At 72.9% G+C, this 20,452-nt stretch carries 16 protein-coding genes; 11 read left to right on the top strand and 5 right to left on the bottom strand.

Translation table 11 applies throughout. The features are described 5' to 3' along the window. The first annotated feature begins 49 nt into the window (after positions 1-49). From ACZ66S_RS12970 to ACZ66S_RS12955, 4 genes are all read left to right on the top strand, one after another. Positions 50-613: a hypothetical protein gene (locus tag ACZ66S_RS12970; RefSeq protein ID WP_469901547.1), complete on the top strand. Its 564-nt coding sequence runs from the start codon at positions 50-52 to the stop codon at positions 611-613. A 156-nt stretch (positions 614-769) separates the two neighbouring features. Then, positions 770-2,338 (top strand): purine-cytosine permease family protein, encoded by a 1,569-nt coding sequence (locus ACZ66S_RS12965; RefSeq protein WP_469901546.1) that lies wholly within the window; start codon positions 770-772, stop codon positions 2,336-2,338. Further along, complete coding sequence (locus tag ACZ66S_RS12960) at positions 2,335-3,036, top strand: alpha/beta fold hydrolase (protein ID WP_469901545.1); 702 nt, start codon at positions 2,335-2,337, stop codon at positions 3,034-3,036. Before ACZ66S_RS12965 ends, ACZ66S_RS12960 begins: the two co-directional genes overlap by 4 nt. Before the next feature lie 58 nt (positions 3,037-3,094). Next, the gene (locus ACZ66S_RS12955) at positions 3,095-4,264 is read left to right on the top strand and encodes a lactate 2-monooxygenase (RefSeq protein WP_469901544.1); all 1,170 of its coding nucleotides are present in this window, start codon (positions 3,095-3,097) and stop codon (positions 4,262-4,264) included. 544 nt (positions 4,265-4,808) lie between these two features. On the opposite strand, the gene ACZ66S_RS12950 is transcribed toward ACZ66S_RS12955, so the two are convergent. The 3 genes from ACZ66S_RS12950 to ACZ66S_RS12940 all read right to left on the bottom strand — a co-directional run bounded on the left by ACZ66S_RS12950 (position 4,809) and on the right by ACZ66S_RS12940 (position 7,592). Continuing rightward, entirely contained in the window at positions 4,809-6,425 is a 1,617-nt protein-coding gene (locus ACZ66S_RS12950) for an RICIN domain-containing protein (protein WP_469901543.1), read from the bottom strand. Between the two features lie 540 nt (positions 6,426-6,965). Then, positions 6,966-7,343: a hypothetical protein gene (locus tag ACZ66S_RS12945; protein ID WP_020134791.1), complete on the bottom strand. Its 378-nt coding sequence runs from the start codon at positions 7,341-7,343 to the stop codon at positions 6,966-6,968. 3 nt (positions 7,344-7,346) lie between these two features. Beyond that, a complete protein-coding gene (locus tag ACZ66S_RS12940) occupies positions 7,347-7,592 on the bottom strand; it encodes a hypothetical protein (RefSeq protein WP_030323130.1) in 246 nt (81 codons plus the stop codon). 150 nt (positions 7,593-7,742) lie between these two features. Between ACZ66S_RS12940 and ACZ66S_RS12935 the strand changes: the two genes are divergently transcribed. The 3 genes from ACZ66S_RS12935 (at position 7,743) to qcrB (ending at position 11,018) form a co-directional block, all read left to right on the top strand. Then, the gene (locus ACZ66S_RS12935; protein WP_469901542.1) at positions 7,743-8,465 is read left to right on the top strand and encodes a 2OG-Fe(II) oxygenase; all 723 of its coding nucleotides are present in this window, start codon (positions 7,743-7,745) and stop codon (positions 8,463-8,465) included. Positions 8,466-8,577: 112 nt separating this feature from the next. Continuing rightward, on the top strand, positions 8,578-9,492 hold the full coding sequence (gene sigJ / locus ACZ66S_RS12930) for an RNA polymerase sigma factor SigJ (protein ID WP_469901541.1): 915 nt from the start codon (positions 8,578-8,580) through the stop codon (positions 9,490-9,492). Continuing rightward, positions 9,489-11,018, top strand: coding sequence for a cytochrome bc1 complex cytochrome b subunit (qcrB, locus tag ACZ66S_RS12925; RefSeq protein WP_469901540.1), 1,530 nt, complete (start codon positions 9,489-9,491; stop codon positions 11,016-11,018). Before sigJ ends, qcrB begins: the two co-directional genes overlap by 4 nt. Here qcrB and ACZ66S_RS12920 read toward each other — a convergent pair. Beyond that, complete coding sequence (locus ACZ66S_RS12920) at positions 10,963-13,206, bottom strand: glycoside hydrolase family 9 protein (RefSeq protein ID WP_469901539.1); 2,244 nt, start codon at positions 13,204-13,206, stop codon at positions 10,963-10,965. The two genes, qcrB and ACZ66S_RS12920, sit on opposite strands and share 56 nt — an antisense overlap. Positions 13,207-13,973: 767 nt before the next feature. Here ACZ66S_RS12920 and ACZ66S_RS12915 point away from each other — a divergent pair. Continuing rightward, positions 13,974-16,358 carry a SpoIIE family protein phosphatase gene (locus ACZ66S_RS12915; protein ID WP_469901538.1) on the top strand — a complete coding sequence of 795 codons (2,385 nt, stop codon included), beginning with the start codon at positions 13,974-13,976 and terminating at the stop codon, positions 16,356-16,358. Positions 16,359-16,362: 4 nt separating this feature from the next. Here the strand turns inward: ACZ66S_RS12915 and ACZ66S_RS12910 are convergent, their stop codons facing one another. Continuing rightward, positions 16,363-16,908: an RNA polymerase sigma factor gene (locus ACZ66S_RS12910; RefSeq protein ID WP_469901537.1), complete on the bottom strand. Its 546-nt coding sequence runs from the start codon at positions 16,906-16,908 to the stop codon at positions 16,363-16,365. A 45-nt stretch (positions 16,909-16,953) separates the two neighbouring features. Between ACZ66S_RS12910 and ACZ66S_RS12905 the strand changes: the two genes are divergently transcribed. From ACZ66S_RS12905 to ACZ66S_RS12895, 3 genes are all read left to right on the top strand, one after another. Beyond that, a complete protein-coding gene (locus ACZ66S_RS12905) occupies positions 16,954-18,315 on the top strand; it encodes a serine/threonine-protein kinase (protein ID WP_469901536.1) in 1,362 nt (453 codons plus the stop codon). Between the two features lie 94 nt (positions 18,316-18,409). Beyond that, positions 18,410-19,102 carry a DUF4232 domain-containing protein gene (locus ACZ66S_RS12900; protein WP_469901535.1) on the top strand — a complete coding sequence of 231 codons (693 nt, stop codon included), beginning with the start codon at positions 18,410-18,412 and terminating at the stop codon, positions 19,100-19,102. Positions 19,103-19,191: 89 nt separating this feature from the next. Beyond that, positions 19,192-20,448, top strand: coding sequence for an arsenic transporter (locus ACZ66S_RS12895; RefSeq protein WP_469901739.1), 1,257 nt, complete (start codon positions 19,192-19,194; stop codon positions 20,446-20,448). Positions 20,449-20,452: the final 4 nt, after the last annotated feature.

Raw genomic sequence — 20,452 nt, 5'->3', positions numbered from 1 at the left:
ACCGTCGGGACCCCTTGCGTTCATGGAGCGACGGAGTAATCGTCATTACATGATTACCGATGAGCAACGAGAGAAACTGCGCGGCTGGTTCACCGGCCGACTGCCCGACGACCTCTTCGAATCCCTGGTCGAGCTGGTCGTCGACCGCGAGGAGATCACCGTCGTCGGCCGCATCCCCGGCCCCCGGATCGCCGAGGACGTCTCGGACGCCGAGCGGGAGGCGGCCGTACAGGGCCGCATCCAGGAGTTCCGCGAGCGCACCCGGCAGGACCGCGTCGAGGTCGCCCGCGAGGCCGAGCACCGGTTCCGCCGCAAGGTGTCCTGGGGCGTGGAGTGCGCCGGCGAGCGCGCGCTGTTCACGCATGTGGCCGCGCCCGTGATGACCCGACTGCGCCAGCCCGAGCGCCAGGTCCTCGACACCCTGATCGCCGGCGGGGTCGCCCGCAGCCGCAGTGACGCGCTCGCCTGGTGCGTCCGGCTGGTCCAGCGGCACACCGACGACTGGCTGGCGGAGCTGCGGGAGTCCCTGGAGCACGTCCAGCGGGTGCGGGAGCGAGGCCCGGACGCCGAGGGGGTGGCCGATTCCTCCATCGGGGACCCGGAAGATGGATAGAACGTCCACTGGCCGGGGCACTCGGGCGGGCCGTAGCGTCGGCACACCCCCGCAGGACGGCATCCGCGTGCGCCGCACACCCCGTGGCGGACACGGACCGTCCTCCCCCGACGCGTCACCCCGCGCTCCACCGCCGTTCCTCCCGCTGGAGCCCCCTTGTCCCCGCAGTCCGACTCCGCCGAGCAGTCCCTCACCGAGGTCGAGACCCACGGCGTGGAGCGCATCCCCTACGCCGACCGCACCGCGAGCCCCCTCGACCTGTTCCGCCTGGCCTTCGGCGGCGCCAACACCTTCTCCACCTGCGTCCTCGGCGCCTTCCCGATCCTCTTCGGGCTCTCCTTCTGGCAAGGCCTCGCCGCCACCCTGCTCGGTGTACTCGCCGGCGCGCTGATCCTGGCCCCGATGGCGGTGTTCGGCCCGGTCAACGGCACCAACAACGCCGTCTCCTCCTCCGCCCACCTCGGTGTGCACGGCCGGGTGGTCGGCTCGTTCCTCTCCCTGCTGACCGCGATCGCGTTCTTCTCCATCTCGGTGTGGAGCTCCGGCGACGCCCTCGTCGGCGGCGCCCACCGGCTGTTCGGGCTGAGCCGCGGCGATCTGACGTACGCCGTCGCCTACGCGCTGTTCGCGGGTCTGGTCCTCGCGGTGTGCGTGTACGGCTTCCGGTTCATGCTGTTCGTCAACAAGGTCGCGGTGGCCTCGGCGACCGTGCTCTTCCTGCTCGGCGCGATCGCCTTCGCCGGTGACTTCGACGCGTCGTACGCGGGCGTCTTCACGGACACCGCGGACGCGGCGACCAAGGACCTGTTCTGGCCGTCGTTCATCGGCGCGGCCCTCATCGTGCTGTCGAACCCGGTGTCGTTCGGCGCGTTCCTCGGCGACTGGTCGCGCTACATCCCGGCGAGCACCCCGCGTCGGCGGGTGATGGGCGCCGCGTTCCTCTCCCAGGTCGCCACCCTCGTGCCGTTCGTCTTCGGGCTGGCCACCGCGAGCATCATCGCGGCGAAGGCGCCCGACTACGTCGACCCGGCCGCCCCGGACTTCGTCGGCGGTCTGCTCGCGATCTCCCCGGGCTGGTACTTCCTGCCGGTGTGCCTGCTGGCCCTGATCGGCGGCATGTCGACGGGCACGACGGCCCTGTACGGCACCGGCCTCGACTTCTCCTCGGTGTTCCCGCGCCTGTCCCGGGTTCAGGCGACGCTACTGGTCGGGGTGTTGTCGATCGCGTTCATCTTCGTCGGACGGTTCGGGCTCGACCTCGTGCAGTCCATCTCCACCTTCGCCACGATGATCATCACCTGCACCACACCGTGGATGGTGGTGATGATGCTGGGCTTCTGGACCCGGCGCGGCTGGTACGACCCCGACGCCCTCCAGGTCTTCAACCGCCGTCAGCGGGGCGGCCGTTACTGGTTCGCGCACGGCTGGAACTGGCGGGGCATGACCGCGTGGTGGGTGTCCGCGGTGCTCGGTGTGCTCTTCACCGACATCCCCGGGCAGTTCGTCGGCCCGCTGGGCGGTCTGGCGAACGGCGTCGACATCAGCCTGCCGCTGTCGCTGGTGGTGGCCGCCGTGCTGTTCCTGACGCTGCTGCGGGTCTTCCCCGAACCGCGGGCCGTGTACGGGCCGCAGGGGGCGCGCCTGGCCCGCACCGTGGACGTGCCGGTGCCGCCCGTCACCGGGCCCGGGGCGCCGACGGTGCCGTCGGCTACGTTGCGGGCATGACTGATTTCGTACTCGTGGCAGGAGCGAGGCTCGGGGCGTCGGCGTGGGACGAGGTCGCGACCGCGCTGCGCGCCGCCGGGCACCGGCCCCGTCCGCTGACGCTGTCGGGCCTCGCGGAGAAGCGGCACGTCCCGGCGGGGCAGCAGACGCATGTGCGGGACATCGTCGACGAGGTCGAGCGCCTGGACCTGCGCGAGGTGGTGCTCGTCGGGCACAGCTACGCCGGCGTGCCGGTGGGACAGGCGGCCGAGCGGATCGGCGACCGGCTCGCGCGGGTGGTGTTCGTGGACTCGGAGGTGCCCGTGGACGGGGAGTCGTTCCTGTCGGGCTGGCCGAGCGACCACATCCGCGAGGCGATAGCCCAGCACGACGGTTTCTGGCCGCCGGCACCCGCGGACCACTTCGCGGGCCAGGGGCTGACGGACGAACAGATCGCCCGGCTCATCGCCTGCTCGTGCCCGCACCCGGGGGCGACGCTCACCGAACCCGCCGTCCTCACCCGTCCCCTGGCCGAGCTCCCGGCTACGTACATCAAGTGCCTGCTCGACGACGACGAGCCGGCGCCCGTCGTGGCGGAGCTGCTCAAGGGCGGGCACTGGGAGCTGGTCGAGATGGACACCGGGCACTGGCCGATGTTCTCCCGGCCGGCCGAACTCGCCGCGATCCTCGCCGGCCTGGGCCCTGCCACCCCTTCCTGAGCAGGGTCCACGCCCCGATATCGTCGGCGCACCCGACGAGGAGAGGCGGTTGTCCCGGATGGCCAAGCACTGGGCGGACTTCCAGTACGAGATCTATCTGAGCGGGATGTCGGGCGCGGTGCCCCGGCTGCCCACCGATCTGACCCGACTGGAGGAGCTCACCGAGCAGCGCCTCGGGCCGGGTCCGGTGGGCTACGTGGCGGGCAGCGCGGGCGACGGCAGTACGGCGCGGGCGAACCGGGCGGCGCTGGAGCGGCGCCGGATCGTCCCGCGCATGCTGCGGGACGTCCACGAACGCGACCTGTCCGTCGAGGTGCTGGGCCGTCCGCTGCCCGCCCCGGTGGCCCTCGCACCGGTCGGCGTCCTGTCGATCATGCACCCGGACGCGGAGTCCGCGGCGGCCCGGGCCGCCGCGGCACAGGGCGTGCCCTACATCCTGTCGTCCGCCTCCAGCACACCGATGGAGCAGGTCGCCGAGGCGATGGGGGACGCCGAGCGCTGGTTCCAGCTCTACTGGCCCAAGGACCCGCAGGTGGCCCTGAGCTTCCTGGACCGGGCGAAGGCGGCCGGGTTCACGGCCCTGGTCGTCACCCTGGACACCCCGCTGCTGTCCTGGCGGCCCCGCGACCTCGACCAGGCCTACCTGCCCTTCCTGCACGGTGTGGGCACCGCCAACTACTTCTCCGACCCGGCCTTCCAGGCGGGCCTGGCCAAGCCGGTGCACGAGGATCCGAACGCCGCGGTGCTGCACTTCGTCGGCATGTTCGCGGACCCCGGCAAGACCTGGCCGGACCTCGCGCTGCTCCGGGAGCACTGGGACGGGCCGATCGTCCTCAAGGGCGTCCTGCACCCGGACGACGCCCGCCTCGCGGCCGACGCCGGGATGGACGGGGTCGTGGTGTCCAACCACGGCGGGCGGCAGGTCGCCGGGGCCATCGCGGCGGCCGACGCGCTGCCGCGGGTGGTGGAGGCCGTCGGCGACCGGCTGACCGTGCTCTTCGACAGCGGTGTCCGCACCGGCGACGACGTCTTCAAGGCCCTCGCGCTCGGCGCCCGCGCGGTGCTCCTCGGACGCCCGTACGTCTACGGCCTCGGTCTCGACGGGCAGGCGGGCGTCGAGCACGTGATCCGCTGTCTGCTCGCGGAACTGGACCTCGCACTCGCCCTCTCGGGCCACGCAACCCCCACCACCCTCAGCCCCGCCGACCTCACGGAGACCCCGGCCTGAGGGGAGGTCGCGGTGTGAGGGGGCCCCGCCTGAGGGGAGCCCCCGCCCTGAAGGGGGCCTCGCCTTAGGGGAGAACCCGGCCTGAAGGGGGCCTCGCCTGAGGGGAGACCCCGGCCTGAGGAGGGCCCCCGGCTGAGGGGAAGCCCGCGCCCGGCGGCAGGCCGGGGTCGTCGGCGATGGTGAGGGGTCCCAGCCTGAGGGGAAGCCCGCACCTGAGGAGGATCCCGGCCTGAAGCCCCCGCCGGAGAGGAGCCCCGGCCTGAGGAGGGCCCCCGCCTGAGGGGACGCCCCGCCAAGTGGAAGGATCCCGCCCGCGGGACGGCCTCTCCACGGGGAAGGTTCGCCCGCGGAGAGCCCCGCCTGCGGAGACGCCCCGCCGAGGGAGAGGTTCTCGCCCACGGGCAGCCCCGCCCTGAGGGGAGGTTGGCCCGAGGAGACGCCCTGCCGAGGGAAGGGTCCCGCCCGCGGAAGAGCCCCCACCGAGGGGGAGGCATCCGTCGAGGGGTGCCTCCCCGTCGTCGGCCGGCCCGCCAGGGGGCCGTCCCTAGACGCGGTCCCTGAGTTCCGCGGGTCGGGCCTGTGGGGCCTCGCTACCGGTGACCGACAGGGAGCCGGGGCTGGCGCCGGTGACCGCGTCGGTCAGCCACCGCTGCTGGTCCGAACGGTCGCGCACCTTGACCACGACATCGGCGCCCGGCTCCGCGGCGGTGGGCGCGAGGGCGAGCTGCTCGTCCCAGCGCGGCAGCAACTCGCCCTGCACGGTGAGGTCGTAGCGCACGTCGTCGGCCCGCTTCGCGTTCTCGTCGGCGCACGTGCCGAGGATGACCACACCAGCGTCCTTGTGCGAGTCCAGGCACAGCTCGGGGTCCGCCTCGCTGCGCAGCAGTCCGTCCAGCCCGTACGACCATTGCTGGGTCGGCTCGGCCGAGCAGGCGGCGAGCTCGGTGCCGGCGCCCGCCTTCACCGTGCCCCGGACATCGAGGCAGAGGTCGGCGGCGGCGTTGCGCAGCCGGGTCACCGCCGGTGCGGTGGGCAGTTGGGCGGTGCCCGGCGTGCGGGTGCCGGCGCCCGGGGCCGTGCCGCTGCCGCTGGCGCTGGTGGAGGCGGCGGGGTCGGCGCCGCCGTCGTGCGACCAGAGTCCGGCGGCGAGCAGGGCCGCGAGGAGGCCGGCGGAGGTGAGGCCCACGCCGGTGAGCAGGGTCCGTGAGAAACGCAGGCCCCCGCCCTCGCCGGGGGCCCGGCGGCCGGGGGCGGGGATGCGCGCGAGGATGCGGCGGCGTCCCGCGCCGTGCCGGCCGGCGCCCCGGCCGCGGGCTGCCGTCGGGGGCGTACGCCCGGCGCGCAGTTCGAGGTAGCGGCGGGCACCCCAGCCCAGCACCGCCTCGGCGATCAGTACTCCCAGGCCTCCTTCGAAATGACTCAGTTGTTCCGCGGCGGAACGGCAGTAGCGGCACTCGGCGAGATGCTGCTGGACATCCGGCAGCAGCGCTCCGCCGCGGCGAATGGGAACGTCGAGGAGACGGTTGTAGAAGCGGCAATCCTTCGTCGGCGCGAGTTCCCGATGGGCATGTACACACCCTTCGCGGAATTTTTCACGTGCCTGTTCGAGCGCGGCCGACGCGGTGTCGATGTCCATGCCGACGAGCGCGGCGGGCACGGCTGTCGACTCGCCCTCGACCTCGGTGTGCCACAGCAGACAGCGGGCGAGTCCGGGAAGGGACTGGAATGACCGCTCGGCGAGCTTGCGATTTTCGGGGGTCATGGACTTGGCGGCGCGCATTCCGCGGCCGCCGTTCGGTTTCACCAGGTCCGGCAGCACACCGGTGGTCCGGTCCTCGGACGTCCACTGCCTGACCGTGTCGCGCACGGCCACGAGGGTCCTGGGGCGCAGCGCGAGAGCCGGTTCGCCGAGCGCGAGCCGGTCCAGGACCTGGTGAAAGGCGGCCGCGGCCACCATGGAGGCGGTCGCGGACGAGGAGGCGAGGCAGATGACCGCGTAGTCCTGGGCCGGCTTCCAATGGCGTGCCATGAGCAGCGCGACGGCCTGGGCGGCCTCGCCGTCGGGACGGCCTCTGAGCCGGGCGGCGAGATCCTCGTCGGATTCTCCGGAGGCGCCGCCGGGCGGCGGGTAAGGAGGGAGCGGTGGGTGGGGGGTGGGCACTGAGCGGGTTTCCTTCCCACAGACATGGGACTCACAGAGGTTTCCCTGCCGAAAAGGAGTGCCGAAGGCCATCCCTTTCGGGCACGAGGGTGGGAAGCACGAATTCGCCGACGCCCCTTCGCCCCGGTTCCCCACGGGACGAATGCGACCCGGCCCTTGCCCCCCACACAGGTGGTTCACCCTTGCACACGTCACTCACGGCCAACAAGGCACCTGAGCAACATCCGCGCCATTTGAAAGATAGTCAGACAACGTCGCAACTGCGTGCGCTCGCACCGGCTTTCGACATTCCATGCGCCCCGTGTGAAACCCGCGCACGCGCCGGAGCGCCGCGCACGCTCCCCCGGCGCGGCGACCGGTAGTCCACTGGGACACGGCCCTTCTCGGAGGCCCCGCGCGGGACGGCGGCTCTCCCGCGCGAAACCCCGGCCGCCGACCCCGTTCCTCCCGCCCTCGGTCGGCGGCCCCGGGGGCGAGGTGGTCGGCGTCCGGCCGGGGCACCCGGGTCCGGCCGCGGACCGGCGGGCGCGCCCTGGCGCCTCAGATCTGCCAGGAGCGCAGCCGGTCGGCCGCGCCGTACACGTCGGTCTTGCCGGAGATCAGGTCGCGGGCCAGGTCGACGAGCGCCCCGTAGGGCGGGTCGATGCCGACGCCGCTGACGAACATGTAGGCCACGGCGGTGGCGCAGGCGAAGCGGGCGTTGGCCGACGGTAAGGGCTTGAGCAGGGCCAGGGTGTGCAGGAGGGCCGCCGCGCGCCAGGCCGGGTCGGAGTCGACGCCGAGGCGGGGCGGGTCTACGCGGTGCCGGGCGACGGCGGCGACGAGGGCCGAGAAGTCGTTGATCGTGGGCTGCTCGGGCAGGACCTCTTCGTGCCGCTGGAGCAGCCAGGGCACGTCGATGTGAACCACGGAAGCCATCGGTCAGGCGACCCGCCCCGCGCCCTTGCCGGCCGGTTCGTCCTCGGGAAAGGCGGCGGCGAACTCGTCGGCGTGGGCGGAGAAGAACCGCCGGAACGCCTCCGCGCCCTCCTGAAGAGCCCGGTGCCGGGCGATGTCGGCCGCGGCGGCCTCCCGGACGAGGGCCTTCATCGACGTACCGCGCTCCTTGGCGATCTGCCGCAGGTCCTCTAGCTCGCGATCGCTGAACTCCACGTTGAGAGCTGGCATGCCCTCACGGTACCGCGCGGGTACTCGACCGTAAATATGCGCAGGTCAGGTCGGTCGGCATGCGGTACCGAGAGGGGTCGAGCGCGGTGTCCGATTCCCGCCGGACGCGCGGCGGGCCGCGTCCCAGACTCGAAGGGAGGAGGAAACGTCATGACAGTCACCCCCGACCTGGCCACCGCCCGGGTCGCCGAGACCGACTGGGCCGCTCTCGCCGCCGAGTTGGACGTGCACGGCTGTGCGCCGACGGCACCGCTGCTGACGGCGGCCGAGTGCCGGGAGCTGACGGCGCTGTACGAGAAGCCGGAGCTGTTCCGCACCACCGTGGACATGGCACGCCACCGCTTCGGATCGGGCGAGTACCGCTACTTCACCCACGACCTGCCCGCCCCGGTCGCCGCCCTGCGCGCCGCGCTCTACCCCCGCCTGCTGCCCGTGGCCCGTGACTGGGCGGCCCGGCTGGGTCGCCCCGCCCCCTGGCCGGACTCCCTCGACGCGTGGCTGGAGCGCTGTCACGCCGCCGGGCAGGACCGCTCGGCCCAGATCCTGCTGCGCTACACGGAGGGCGACTGGAACGCCCTGCACCGGGACGTCTTCGGCGACCTGGTCTTCCCCCTCCAGGTGGTGGTGGGTCTGGACGAGTACGGCACCGACTACACCGGGGGCGAGTTCCTGATGGTCGAGCAGCGGCCCCGCGCCCAGTCCCGGGGCACGGCGAGCGTCCTCCCCCGGGGCCACGGCGTGGTCTTCACGACCCGCGACCGGCCGGTGCGCACGCGGCGCGGCTGGTCCGCCGGGGCGATGCGGCACGGGGTGAGCACGGTGCGCTCCGGCCGGCGACACGCGCTGGGGATCGTCTTCCACGACGCGTCCTAGACGACAGCACGCCTCCTGGATGAGGCGTGGGTCACATTCCGGCCGCGGATGTCACATTCGGCGGCCCGCGGGGCCTCGCAGTAGTGAGCGCGCTACTGGGAGGCCACACGAGATGTCCGAGATCCGTGATCCCGACGCCGAGGCGGCGACCGGTGTCTTCGTCGAGCACCGGGAGCTGTTGTTCGGCGTCGTCTACAACATGCTGGGCAGCGTCGCCGACACCGAGGACGTGCTCCAGGACACCTGGTTGTCGTGGTCGCGCCGGGGCGTGGAAGGGGTCGACAACCCCCGCGCCTACCTGGTCCGGATCGCCGTCAACCACACGCTCCAGCGCCGGGCCGTGGTCAGCCGCCGCCGGGAGACCTACGTCGGCCCGTGGCTGCCGGAGCCGCTGGTCGCCGACGAGGACGGTGCCGACGACCCCGCGCTGCGCACCGAGTCCGTGTCGCTGGCGATGCTGGTGGTCCTGGAGTCGCTGTCCCCGCTGGAACGCGCGGTGTTCGTGCTGCACGAGGTGTTCGGGTACGCCCACACCGAGATCGCGGAGATCCTCGACCGCACCCCGGCCGCCGTACGGCAGGTGGCGCACCGCGCCCGGGCCCATGTGCACGCCCGCCGTCCGCTGTACGAGGCGCACCCCCGGGTCCGCCGGGAGGCGACGGAACGTTTCGTACGGGCCGCCGTCGGCGGGGACATCGCCGAGCTGATGGAGATCCTCGCTCCGGACGTGACGGTGTGGACGGACGGCGGCGGCAACCGCAGGCCCTCGGCGCTGCGCCCGGTGCACGGCCGCGACAAGGCCGTACGGCTGCTCACCGGTTACGCGAAGCGGGGCGCGGCGCAGGCGTCCGCCCTGGAGCTGCGCTACCGCAGGGTCAACGGCGACGACGCGGCCGTGCTGTTCCAGGACGACGCGCCGTACGCGGTGATCGTCATGGACCTCACCCCGGAGGGCGACCGGGTCTGCGGGCTCTTCGTCGTCAGCAACCCCGACAAACTCACGCATGTGCAGAAGGAGGAGGCGTGACGCGCACGGAACTCCCGGCGGTGCCGGGCAGGGGCGAGCGGCTGTCCGGCTGGCTCGACGGCCGGCTCGGCACCCGCACGCTGGGCGCGAAGTACCTGCGCAAGGTCTTCCCGGACCACTGGTCCTTCCTGCTCGGCGAGATCTGCCTGTACAGCTTCGTCGTGCTGATCCTGACCGGGGTGTGGCTGACGCTGTTCTTCCACCCGTCGATGAACGAGGTGACGTACCACGGCAGTTACACGCCCCTGAACGGTGTGCGCATGTCGGAGGCGTACGCCTCGACGCTCGACATCAGCTTCGACGTGCGCGGCGGTCTGCTGATCCGGCAGCTCCACCACTGGTCGGCGCTGATCTTCCTGGCCGGGATGCTCACGCACATGATGCGGCACTTCTTCACCGGCTCGTTCCGCAGGCCCCGCGAGGTCAACTGGCTGTTCGGCTGGTCCCTGCTGTTCCTCGGCCTGTTCGAGGGACTCTTCGGCTACTCGCTGCCGGACGACCTGCTGTCCGGCACCGGCCTCAGGTTCGTCTACGGCGCCACCCTGTCGGTGCCCATCGTCGGGACGTACCTCGCGATGTTCCTGTTCGGCGGCGAGTTCCCCGGCCATGACATCGTGGCCCGCTTCTACTCGCTGCACATCCTGGTGATCCCCGGCATCATGGCCGCCCTCGTGGTGGCCCACCTGATCCTGGTCGTCTACCACAAGCACACCCAGTTCGCGGGCCCCGGGAAGACCGAGCGCAACGTCGTCGGCACGCCGTTCTTCCCGGTGTACCTGGCGAAGGCGGGCGGCTTCTTCTTCCTGGTGTTCGGGACGCTCACCCTGATCGCGGCCGTGGCGTCGATCAACCCGGTCTGGTCGTACGGTCCTTACCGCGCCGACCAGGTCTCCACGGGCGCCCAGCCGGACTGGTACCTGGGCTTCGCGGAGGGCCTGGTCCGGGTCATGCCGGGCTGGGAGATCACTCTGGGCGGCCACACGCTGATCCTCGGGGTGCTGATCCCGGTCGTGGTCTTCCCGCTCCTGCTGGTCCTCATCGGCGTCTACCCGTTCCTGGAGGCCCGGTTCACCAAGGACAGGCGGGAGCACCACCTCCTGGACCGCCCGCGCAACCGGCCGGTCCGTACGGCGATCGGCACGTCCTGGATCAGCCTGTACCTGATCCTGCTCGCGGGCGGCGGCAACGACATCGTGGCGACCCGGCTGCACCTGTCGATCAACACCGTCACCTGGGCGGTGCGGATCGGGATGGTCGTGGTCCCGGTGGCCGTCTTCGTCGCCACCCGGCGGATCTGCCTGGGCCTTCAGCTCCGCGACCGTGAGCTGGTGCTGCACGGCCGGGAGACCGGTCTGATCAAGCGGCTGCCGCACGGTGAGTACGTCGAGGTGCACCAGCCGCTCGATCAGGCCCGGCTCCACACGCTCACCGCGCACGAGCGGCCCGGTGAGCTGGTGGAGCACGCGAGGGTCAGCCTTGATCCGCCACGAACGACGCCATCCGGGTCAGAGCGGAGTTCCAGTTGATGGTGTGCTCGTTGGTCGACCAGGACTGGATGTCGTCGATGTAGCAGAACTGGCCGACGCAGCCCTGGAGCTTGCTCTGTGCGTAAGGGTCCTGGATGGCGGAGTTGGGCCCGCCGGCGAGGGTGCCCTTCGGCGGGTTGGGCTGGTTCGGGTCGAGTTGGTGGGCGTACCAACGGGCGTGCTGGTTGTGGGAGTTGACCTCGCCGTAGCCGGTCACGTACGACATGTTCAGCGCGTTGCGGCCGAAGATGTAGTCGATGCCCTGGAGCGCGCCGTCCCGGTACTTCGAGGCGCCCGTGATGTCGTAGGCGGTCGCGATGACGATGCCGTTGTGCAGGATCTGGTGGTTGGAGCCCCAGTCGTAGAGGTTGCCTTCGGGGGCGTACGGCATGCCGTACGGGTGGGCGTTCAGCGTGGCCAGGTAGCGGTCGGCGCCCTTGACGACGGACTGCCGGACCTTGTCCCGGCCGGGCAGCTTGCTCGGCACGGTCGCCAGGTCCAGCCGGGCGGCCGCTGCCGTGCGGGCCCAGTCGTAGCCGACCGGGACGAAGATGTCGGCGGTGTGCACCGGGGAGGCGAGCACCTGGTCCTGGAAGGTCTTCTCCCCCGTGGTGAGGTACAGCTCGGCGGCCGCCCAGTAGAACTCGTCGGTGACGTTGTTGTCGGCGTAGGTGCCGCCGCCGACGCCGTCGCTCTCCGAGGCGTACAGGTCGGGATGGGCGAGCGCCGCGGCCCAGGCCTTGCGGGCGGCCGCCAGGGCCCTCGCCGCGAACGCCTTGTCGTAGGGCTTGTAGAGGCGGGCGGCCTGCGCGGCGGTCGCGGCGAGGTTGAGGGTCGCCGCCGTGGACGCCGGGTGCAGTTCACGCTTCTGGGGGTCGTCGCTCGGCAGCAGCGGCAGACCTGTCCACTGCTCGTCGTGGATCTTGTGGTGGGCCATCCCGGCCAGCGGCTGCCCGTCCGGCACCTGCATCCTCAGCAGGAACTCCAGCTCCCAGCGCGCCTCGTCGAGGATGTCCGGGACCTTGTTGCCGCTCTCGGGGATGGCGAGGCTGCCGTCGCCCAGTCTCCCCGGCTGCCCGGTGCGGGCCAGCAGTTCGCGTTCGTAGGTGCTCAGCACCTCCCAGGTGGAGATGCCGCCGTTGACGACGTACTTGCCGTGGTCGCCGGCGTCGTACCAGCCGCCGGTGACGTCGAGGGTGTAGTCGCACACGCCGGGCTGGCAGGGCACGTCCCGGTCGCCCTGGTTGGGGGCCACGTTCACATGGCCGGCGGCGCGGCCGTACCCGGGGCGCAGGTCGTCGCGGATCGCGGTGCCGCTGCGCTGGGTGTAGTAGTACTTCGCCGCGTCGAGGCGGAGCTGCTCGTAGGCGGCCGTGCCGATGTCGAAGGGCCGGCTGGTCTCGCCGTCCGCGACGAGGGTGAGGCCCGTGCCGCGCTTCCGGTAGGCGCCGAAGTCGATCGAGTGGACGTTCTGCCCGGAGGAGGCGTCGACACCGCGGGGCACGGTCGTGCCGTGGGCGACGACCGCGCCGGAGGCGTTCTTGAGCTGCCAGGGCAACGTCGTCGTGGCGTCGGTGACCAGGGTGGCGTTCTTGGGCCCGGCGGGCAGGTAGGCCACCTGGTTGACACGCACGCGCGGTCCGGTGTCGGGCTCGTACACCTCGGGCGGGACCCCGCCCAGCAGGGAGGCGTCGTCCATGCAGAAGCGGAACGGGTCGGCGCTGCCGCCGAGCTGGAAGCCGACCTGGCCCTGGGCGGTGTCGACGGGCGAGGTGAACGTGTACGAGTAGGAGTTCCCGGACACGCTGAGCTGCGGACTGACCTCGAAATAGGTGTCGTAGGGCGCCACTTGCAGCCCCACGATCGCCCGCACGACATGTCCTTCGGGCGAACCCTTCGCGGTGAAGGAGAACTTGTACGACTCCCCCTTCACCAGGGTGACGTCGTTCTGGCCGACGGCGGCGTCCCAGCGGTTGGCGGTGCCGCCCGGCACGTCCGCGCAGAGCTGTCCGTCGGACACGGCCGCGGTGACGTTGCTGCTCGCCCACCAGGGTTCCATGGCGGTGTCGAAGGTGCCGTTCTTGAGCTGCTCGACCTCGTCGGCGGCGGCCGGGGAGACGGGCGAGGCCACAAGTGCCGCTCCCAGCAGCGCGGTCAGGGACAGCAGGGCGGTTCTGCGTCTGTTCACGTCCGGACTCCTCGGGGGAGATGCGGGCGGCGCTCGTCATGGGAGCGCTCCCAACGGTCGCAGGCCATGTTTGTAGCAGGCATGACACCCCGTCAACGGTCCGGACGGGACGGGTTACGTCCGGAGCGCCGACGCCGGGGTCGGCGCCGGGCACCGCAGACCCTGCGATGCGCACCGCTTGCCGGCTCCCGACCGGATACGCGCCGGTCAGCACGAGCCGTATCCGGGAGTCGCGGTGGCACGAGCTCGAAGGTGAGCACCGTCGGCTCGGCGGAGGCGGGGGCCGAGGTGGCGGAGGCGGCGGCCCAAGCGACCGAGGCTGCTTCCGACGGGCGCGTACCGCTCGACGTCCCGGACCGCGGCCTTAGCAACTGGCGTCCAGCGGCGGGTTCCCCACGGGGCCCGGAGGGACGGGGCACAGACGGCCGGGACGCACCCGAACCCTCGACCGGGCGGAGATCTCCTTCTCCCCGCAGCGCGACCCTCCGCGCTCACCGGCAGCCTGATGACCTCGGCTCGGCGCAAGGCTTGACCCCCGCCACGGGCGTCGACGACGTAACTGATCCTGCACAGACGCAACCTGACGAGAAGCCAGTCGACTGCCTCCGCCCCCCGTCGCACCTCGGCCGGAATTCTCCCTTGACGGCGGTCCGGTCACGAGGGGGGCGTGCGGAGGGGTTCGCCGTTCGTGTCCGAGCGTGACGCACTAGGCTGGAACCCAAGTGACCTGTTTGTTCACTGAGAGTGCGCGCAATGGAGTGGCGACGATGACCCTCGTGTACCCGTTCGACGACGCGGCGACGGCTCGTGCCGTCGTCGGTGAGGACGGCACGCTGGTCGCGTGGAACGCCGGCGCGCAGCGGCTGCTGGGCTGGTCGCCCGCCGAGGTCGTGGGCAGACCGGCGGTGAACCTCCTGGTCAGCGGGGGCGACGAGGTGCCCGCCGGGCCGGCGGGCGCCCGCTGGGACGGCACCCTCACCCTGTGCCACCGGGACGGCACGGCCGTGTCGGTGTGGCTGCTCGCCCACCACCAGGACTCCGCCGACGGCGGCCCCGGGCACTGGCTCGTGGTCACCCCGCTGGACACCGACGGCCGGCGCTCCCCCGACGACCCGCTGGGCACGGCCGTACTGACCCAGTCGCCCTGCGCGGTCGCCGTGTACGACGAACAGCTCCGGCTGCGCCGGGTCAACGACGCCATGGCCGAGGTGATCGGACTGCCCGAGAAGCGCATCCAGGGCCTCAGGCTGTCCGAGATCGGCGGGAAGCCGCAGAGCGAGGAGCTGGAGGAGCACCTGCTGCACGTGCTCACCACCGGCCGGCCCAAGGACGTGCAGACCTACATGCGCACCGGCGGCGAGGACCACGCGCACGCGTGGCTGGCCCGGATGGCGCCGGTCACCGACCCGGCGGGCCGGGTGCGGGGCGTGTGCCTGGCCGCCCACGACTTCACCGACAACTTCCTCGCCCGCGAGCGGCTCCAGCTCGTCAACGAGGCGAGCGTGCGCATCGGCACCACCCTGGACGTCAACCGCACGGCCCAGGAGCTGGCGGACGTGTGCGTTCCGGCCCTCGCCGACTTCGTCAGCGTCGACCTGCTGGATTCGCGGGAGGAGGGCGAGGCCCCGGAGCCGCTCACCGCACCGGTCGAGTTGCGCCGCGCCGCCCACCAGTCGGTGGACCCCGGCAACCCGATGGCGGTGGTCAAGCCGGGGCACACCGAGCTGTACCCCGCCACCTCACCGCAGGCCGACTCCCTGACGGCGGGCCGCACCATCGTCGCCACCGTGGCCTCCGGGCGCCTCGACCGGTGGCTCACCTGGAACACCACCCGCGGCGACCGGGTCAAGGAGTACGGCATCCACTCCACGATGTCGGTGCCGATCCAGGCCCGCGGCCAGACCCTCGGGGTCGCGGTCCTCACCCGCTACCGGCGCCCGGACCCCTTCACCCCGGACGACGTGCTGCTGGCCGAGGAGATCACCGCGCGGGCCGGGATCTGCGTCGACAACGCCCGCCGCTTCTCCCGCGAGCGCGAGACCGCGCTCGCCCTCCAGCGCAGTCTGCTGCCCCGCTCCCTGCCGCGCACGGCCGCCGTGGAGGCGGCCTCCCGCTATCTCCCGGCCGCGCGGGCCGGGGTGGGCGGCGACTGGTTCGACGTGATCCCGCTGTCGGGCATGCGGGTCGCGATGGTCGTCGGGGACGTGGTCGGTCACGGCATCCAGGCCTCGGCGACGATGGGACGGCTGCGCACCGCCGTCCGCACCCTCGCCGACATCGACCTCGCCCCGGACGAGCTGCTCACCCACCTCGACGACCTCGTCGTACGGCTGTCCGCGGAGGCCGGGAGCGAGGGCAGTAGTCCCGGCGAGGTAGGGGCCACCTGTCTGTACGCGGTGTACGACCCGGTCTCGCGGCGCTGCACGCTGGCCCGCGCCGGGCACCCCGCGCCCGTGATGCTGACGCCGGGCGGCGAGGCCAGCCGGGTGGACCTGCCCGCGGGGCCGCCGCTGGGCCTGGGCGGACTGCCGTTCGAGTCCGCCGAGCTGGCACTGCCCGAGGGGACCGTGCTGTCCCTGTTCACGGACGGCCTGATCGAGTCCCGGGAGCGGGACGAGGACGCCGGGCGCAGGCTGCTGTGCGAGGCCCTGGCCGTGCCCTCCGAGTCCCTGGAGGAGAGCTGCGACCGGGTGCTGCACACCCTGCTGCCGCCCGGCGGCTCCACGGACGACGTGGCCCTGCTGCTGGCCCGCACCCTGGGGCTGCCCGCCTCCCAGGTGGCGACCTGGGACATCCCGGCCGACCCGTCGCTGGTGGCGCCCGTCCGCAAGCAGGTCGTGGAGCAGCTCGCGCGCTGGGACCTCAGCGAGGCGTCGTTCACGGCCGAGCTGGTGACGAGCGAGCTGGTGACGAACGCGATCCGGTACGGCGCCCGCCCCATCCGGCTCCGCCTCATCCATGACGCGACCACGCTGATCTGCGAGGTCTCCGACACCAACCACACCGCGCCGCACCTGCGGCGCGCCAAGACGTGGGACGAGGGCGGCCGGGGGCTCCTGCTGGTCGCTCAGCTCACCCAGCGCTGGGGCAGCCGCCACACGGCCGACGGCAAGACGATCTGGGCGGAGATCGGGCTCCTCGACCTGGAGTGAGCCGTCACCCGCGCAGCCAGGGCCTGACCTGTCGGCGGGCCTCGTGCAGCCGGGACTTGAAGGTGCCGAGAGGGATCCCGGAGCGCTCGGCGGCCTCCGCGTACCCGAGTTGACACAGGTCGCGGTAGACCAACGGCTCGACCAGGTGCGGGTGTTCGCGCTCCAGCCGGTCCAGCGCGTCGAGGAGGTCGAGGCGGGAGCCGGCGATGACGCTGGTCGTGCGCGGGTCGACGTGCCGGTCCGCGTCGACGGGAGCGGGCTGCTCGACGGCCCGCCGCCTGAGCTCGCGGTACTTCTGGCGGGCGCAGTTGGCCACGACCGTGTACAGCCAGGTGCTGAACCGGCTGCGGCCCTCGAAGGTGCCGATCCTCCGGGCGATCTGGAGCAGCACGTCCTGTGCCGCCTCCTCCGCGTCCTCCCGGCAGGGCAGGAACCGCCCGCAGCGCCGGACGACTTCGGGCCGGATCGCCGCGAGCAGCTCGTCCAGGGCCGCCCGGTCGCCGGCGGCGGCGCGGCGCGCGAGCTCCTCGGTGGGTGCCGCCTCGTCCACGGGTGCTCTCCTCCGGAAGGATCTCGACCCAGGCATGATAGGCGTATGCACTCCGTCGAGCGGATCGGCCGTTACCGGCTCGAACGGCGCCTGGGCACCGGCGCGTTCGGCACGGTGTGGCTCGCCCACGACGACGTCCTCGAGGCCCCGGTCGCGGTGAAGGTCCTCGCCGACAACTGGACCCAGCGCCTCGACGTCCGCGAGCGGTTCCTCGCCGAGGCGCGAATGCTGCGCCGGGCCGCCTCCCATCGGGTGGTGCAGGTCTACGACATCGGCGAACTCCCGGACGAGCGGCCCTACTTCGTCATGGAGTACGCCGACGGCGGCACCCTCGCCGACCTGCTCGCCGCCGGCCCGCTGCCCGTGCCGGAGGCGCTGCGGCTGACCGCACTGGCCGCCCGGGGCGCGGCCGCCCTGCACGAGGCGGGGATCGTGCACCGCGACATCAAGCCGACGAACGTCCTGCTGCGCGCGTCCCCCGGGGACGCGCCGCGGGTGCTCCTCGCCGACCTGGGGCTCGCCAAGAGCCTCGCGCAGGCCTCCGGGCTGACCCTGGCGGCCGGTTCGGCGGGCTATCAGCCGCCCGAACAGGCCGAGCCCGGCGCGGGCGTCGACGAACGGGCCGACGTGTACGCCCTCGGCGCGGTCGGCTATCACCTGGTCACCGGCACGGTCCCCGGAGCGCCCGGGAAGGTGGAGCGACCCGAGCGGCTGCGGCCCGGGCTCGACCCCGGTGTCCAGCGGATCCTGCTGCGGGCGCTGGAGCCGGACCGGGAGCGCCGCTGGCCGACCGCGCGGGCCTTCGCGGAGGAGCTGGAGCGGCTGGCGGAGCCGGGGCGGCCCGTCCGGCGCCCGGGCAGGGTCCTCGCGCTCTGCGCGGTCGCGGTCGCGCTGGTGGCCGCGGGGGTCACCGGCGTCCTGCTGAACCGGTCCTCCGGGTCCCAGGACGCCCGGGTGCGGGACGCCACCGGCCGGATCACCGTCGAGGTGCCCGGGGCCTGGGGGCGCGAGCTGCGGGACTCCGGCTGGGATCAGCGGGCGCTCGGGCTGCCCGCCGGGCACGAGGCGGGGCTCGTCGTCGCGGACGACCTGGCCGGGTGGCAGAACCTCTCGGCCGCGGTGAACGGCGTGTTCGTCGGCCTGAGCCACGGGGGCACAGCGGCCCGGGTCGACGCCCTCACCCACCCCGGCTGCCGCTACGCCGGTGCCCACGCCTACGCCTCCCCCCGGTGGCACGGCCGGGTGCGCACCTGGGACCACTGTCCGGCCGGCAGCGCGTCCGTCACGGAGGCGGCGCTCGTGCCGGCGGGCGGTGCGGGAGAGCCCCAGGTGTACGTGCAGATCCGGCAGAAGGACAGCCCTTCGGTCGCCGACCGGGTACTGGGGTCCGTGCGGGTGTCGCGGTGAGCGAACTTTTCCGGCCCGCGCCGCATCGGACATCAGTGACGGGGCACAAGGCGCCGTACGCGCGCGAGCGCGGAATCTCCGGGAGTGTGGAGACATGACGAACAGGTCCCTGGGTGTGCGGCGGGCGGCCCTGCTCGCGGGTTCGGTCGCGATGCTCGGCCTGCTGGCGGGCTGCGGCAGTGGCGACGGCACGGCGGGCGGCCCCCGCACCGAGTCGGGCACGGCGGCCCCCGCGACCGGCACCACCGCGCCGTCCGCCTCCGTCTCCGTCTCCGCCTCCCAGGACGCGGGTGGCGCGCCGAGCGGCGTCCCGACCGACGCCGTGAGCAACTCCCTCCCCCCGTCCGCGACGCGATCCCCGGCCGGCGGGACCCGCTGCCACACCTCCGCGCTCAGCGCGTCCGTCGGCCGCAACAACCCGGGCGCCGGGCAGGAGAACTTCCCGGTCGTGCTGACGAACAGGTCGAGCCGCACCTGCACCCTGTACGGCTTCCCGGGCACCGCCTTCGTCGACGCGTCCGGCAGGCAGCTCGGCCCGGACCCCGAGCGCTCCGCGACCGGTCCGCAGACCGTGCGACTGGCTCCGGGCCGGAGCGCCTGGGCCGGACTGTCCTTCGCGAACCCCGAGATCAGCGGGGCGGGCACCGCCACCCCCGCCGCCCTCCTGGTGACCCCGCCGGACGAGCAGGACCCTCTGAAGGTGACCTGGAAGGGCGGCGAGGTCCCGGTGTCCGGCACCGAGGCGTCGGTCCGGCTCATCCCCTTCAGCCCCGGCACCGGCGCCTGAACGGCCCAGGTCGCGGGTATCGGGAGGGTTCTTACCCGGGCCTGGTTTCATGACCGGGCACGGTCCGCCCGCCCTTCGAAGGAACCGCCCTGAACACCCCGCTCGCCGAAACCCTGTCCGTAGCCCTTCTCGTCGCCGTACTCGTGTGGGCGGTCCTGCGCCCCCTCGGACTGCCGGAGGCCGTGGTCGCGGTCCCGGCGGCCGGGCTCGTGGTCCTGACCGGGGCGATCTCCCCGGAGCACGCGTGGGCTGAGGCCGAGCGACTGGGGCCGGTGGTCGGGTTCCTGGCCGCGGTGCTGGTGCTCGCGCACTTCTGTGACGTCGAGGGGCTGTTCCAGGCCTGCGGGGCCTGGCTGGCGCGGCGGTCGGCGGGCTCGCCCGGGCGGCTGCTGACCGGGGTGTTCGGGCTGGCGTCGGCGATCACCGCGGTGCTGAGCCTGGACGCCACCGTGGTGCTCCTGACGCCGGTGGTGCTGGTCACCGCCTCCCGGATGGGGGCCCGTGCGAAGCCGCACGTGTACGCGTGCGCGCACCTGTCGAACACGGCCTCGCTGCTGCTGCCGGTGTCGAACCTCACCAATCTGCTGGCCTTCGAGGCGAGCGGGGTGAGCTTCACCCGGTTCGCGCTGCTGATGACGCTGCCCTGGCTGGCGGCGATCGCCGTCGAGTACGCGGTGTTCCGGCGGTTCTTCGAGACCGACCTCGCCGTCGTCGACCACTCCCCCGAGCCGTCCGAGGAGCCCGCGCTGCCGCTGTTCGCGCTGGTCACCGTGGGCTGCACGCTGGCCGGGTTCGTGGTGGCCTCCGCGTTCGGCGTGGATCCGGCCTGGGTCGCGTGCGCGGGGGCGCTGGTGCTGGCGGGCCGCGCGCTCGTCCGGAGGAAGGCCGGGCCCGTGTCGGTGGTGCGGGCGGCGGCACCCGCGTTCCTGGCGTTCGTACTCGCCCTCGGCATCGTGGTGCGCGCGGTCGTCGACAACGGGCTCGCGGACGCCCTGCACCACGTCCTGCCCGACGGGACGGGCCTCCTCGCGCTGCTGGGGATCGCCGCGCTGGCCGCCGTACTGGCCAACCTGATCAACAACCTGCCCGCGGTCCTGGTCCTGCTGCCGCTGACCGCCGCGGCCGGGCCCGGCGCGGTCCTGGCGGTGCTGCTCGGGGTGAACATCGGCCCGAACCTGACCTACGCCGGGTCCCTGGCCACGCTGCTGTGGCGGCGCATCCTGCACCGCCACGACCACGAGGTCGGCCTCGGCGAGTTCACCCGGCTCGGCCTGCTGACCGTGCCGACCGCGCTGGCCGCGTCGGTGGTGGCCCTGTGGGGCTCGCTCCAGCTCGTCGGAGCCTGAGCGG

The organism is Streptomyces sp. NPDC107471, from assembly GCF_055582845.1.
This window is presented reverse-complemented; position numbering and strand designations above follow the sequence as displayed.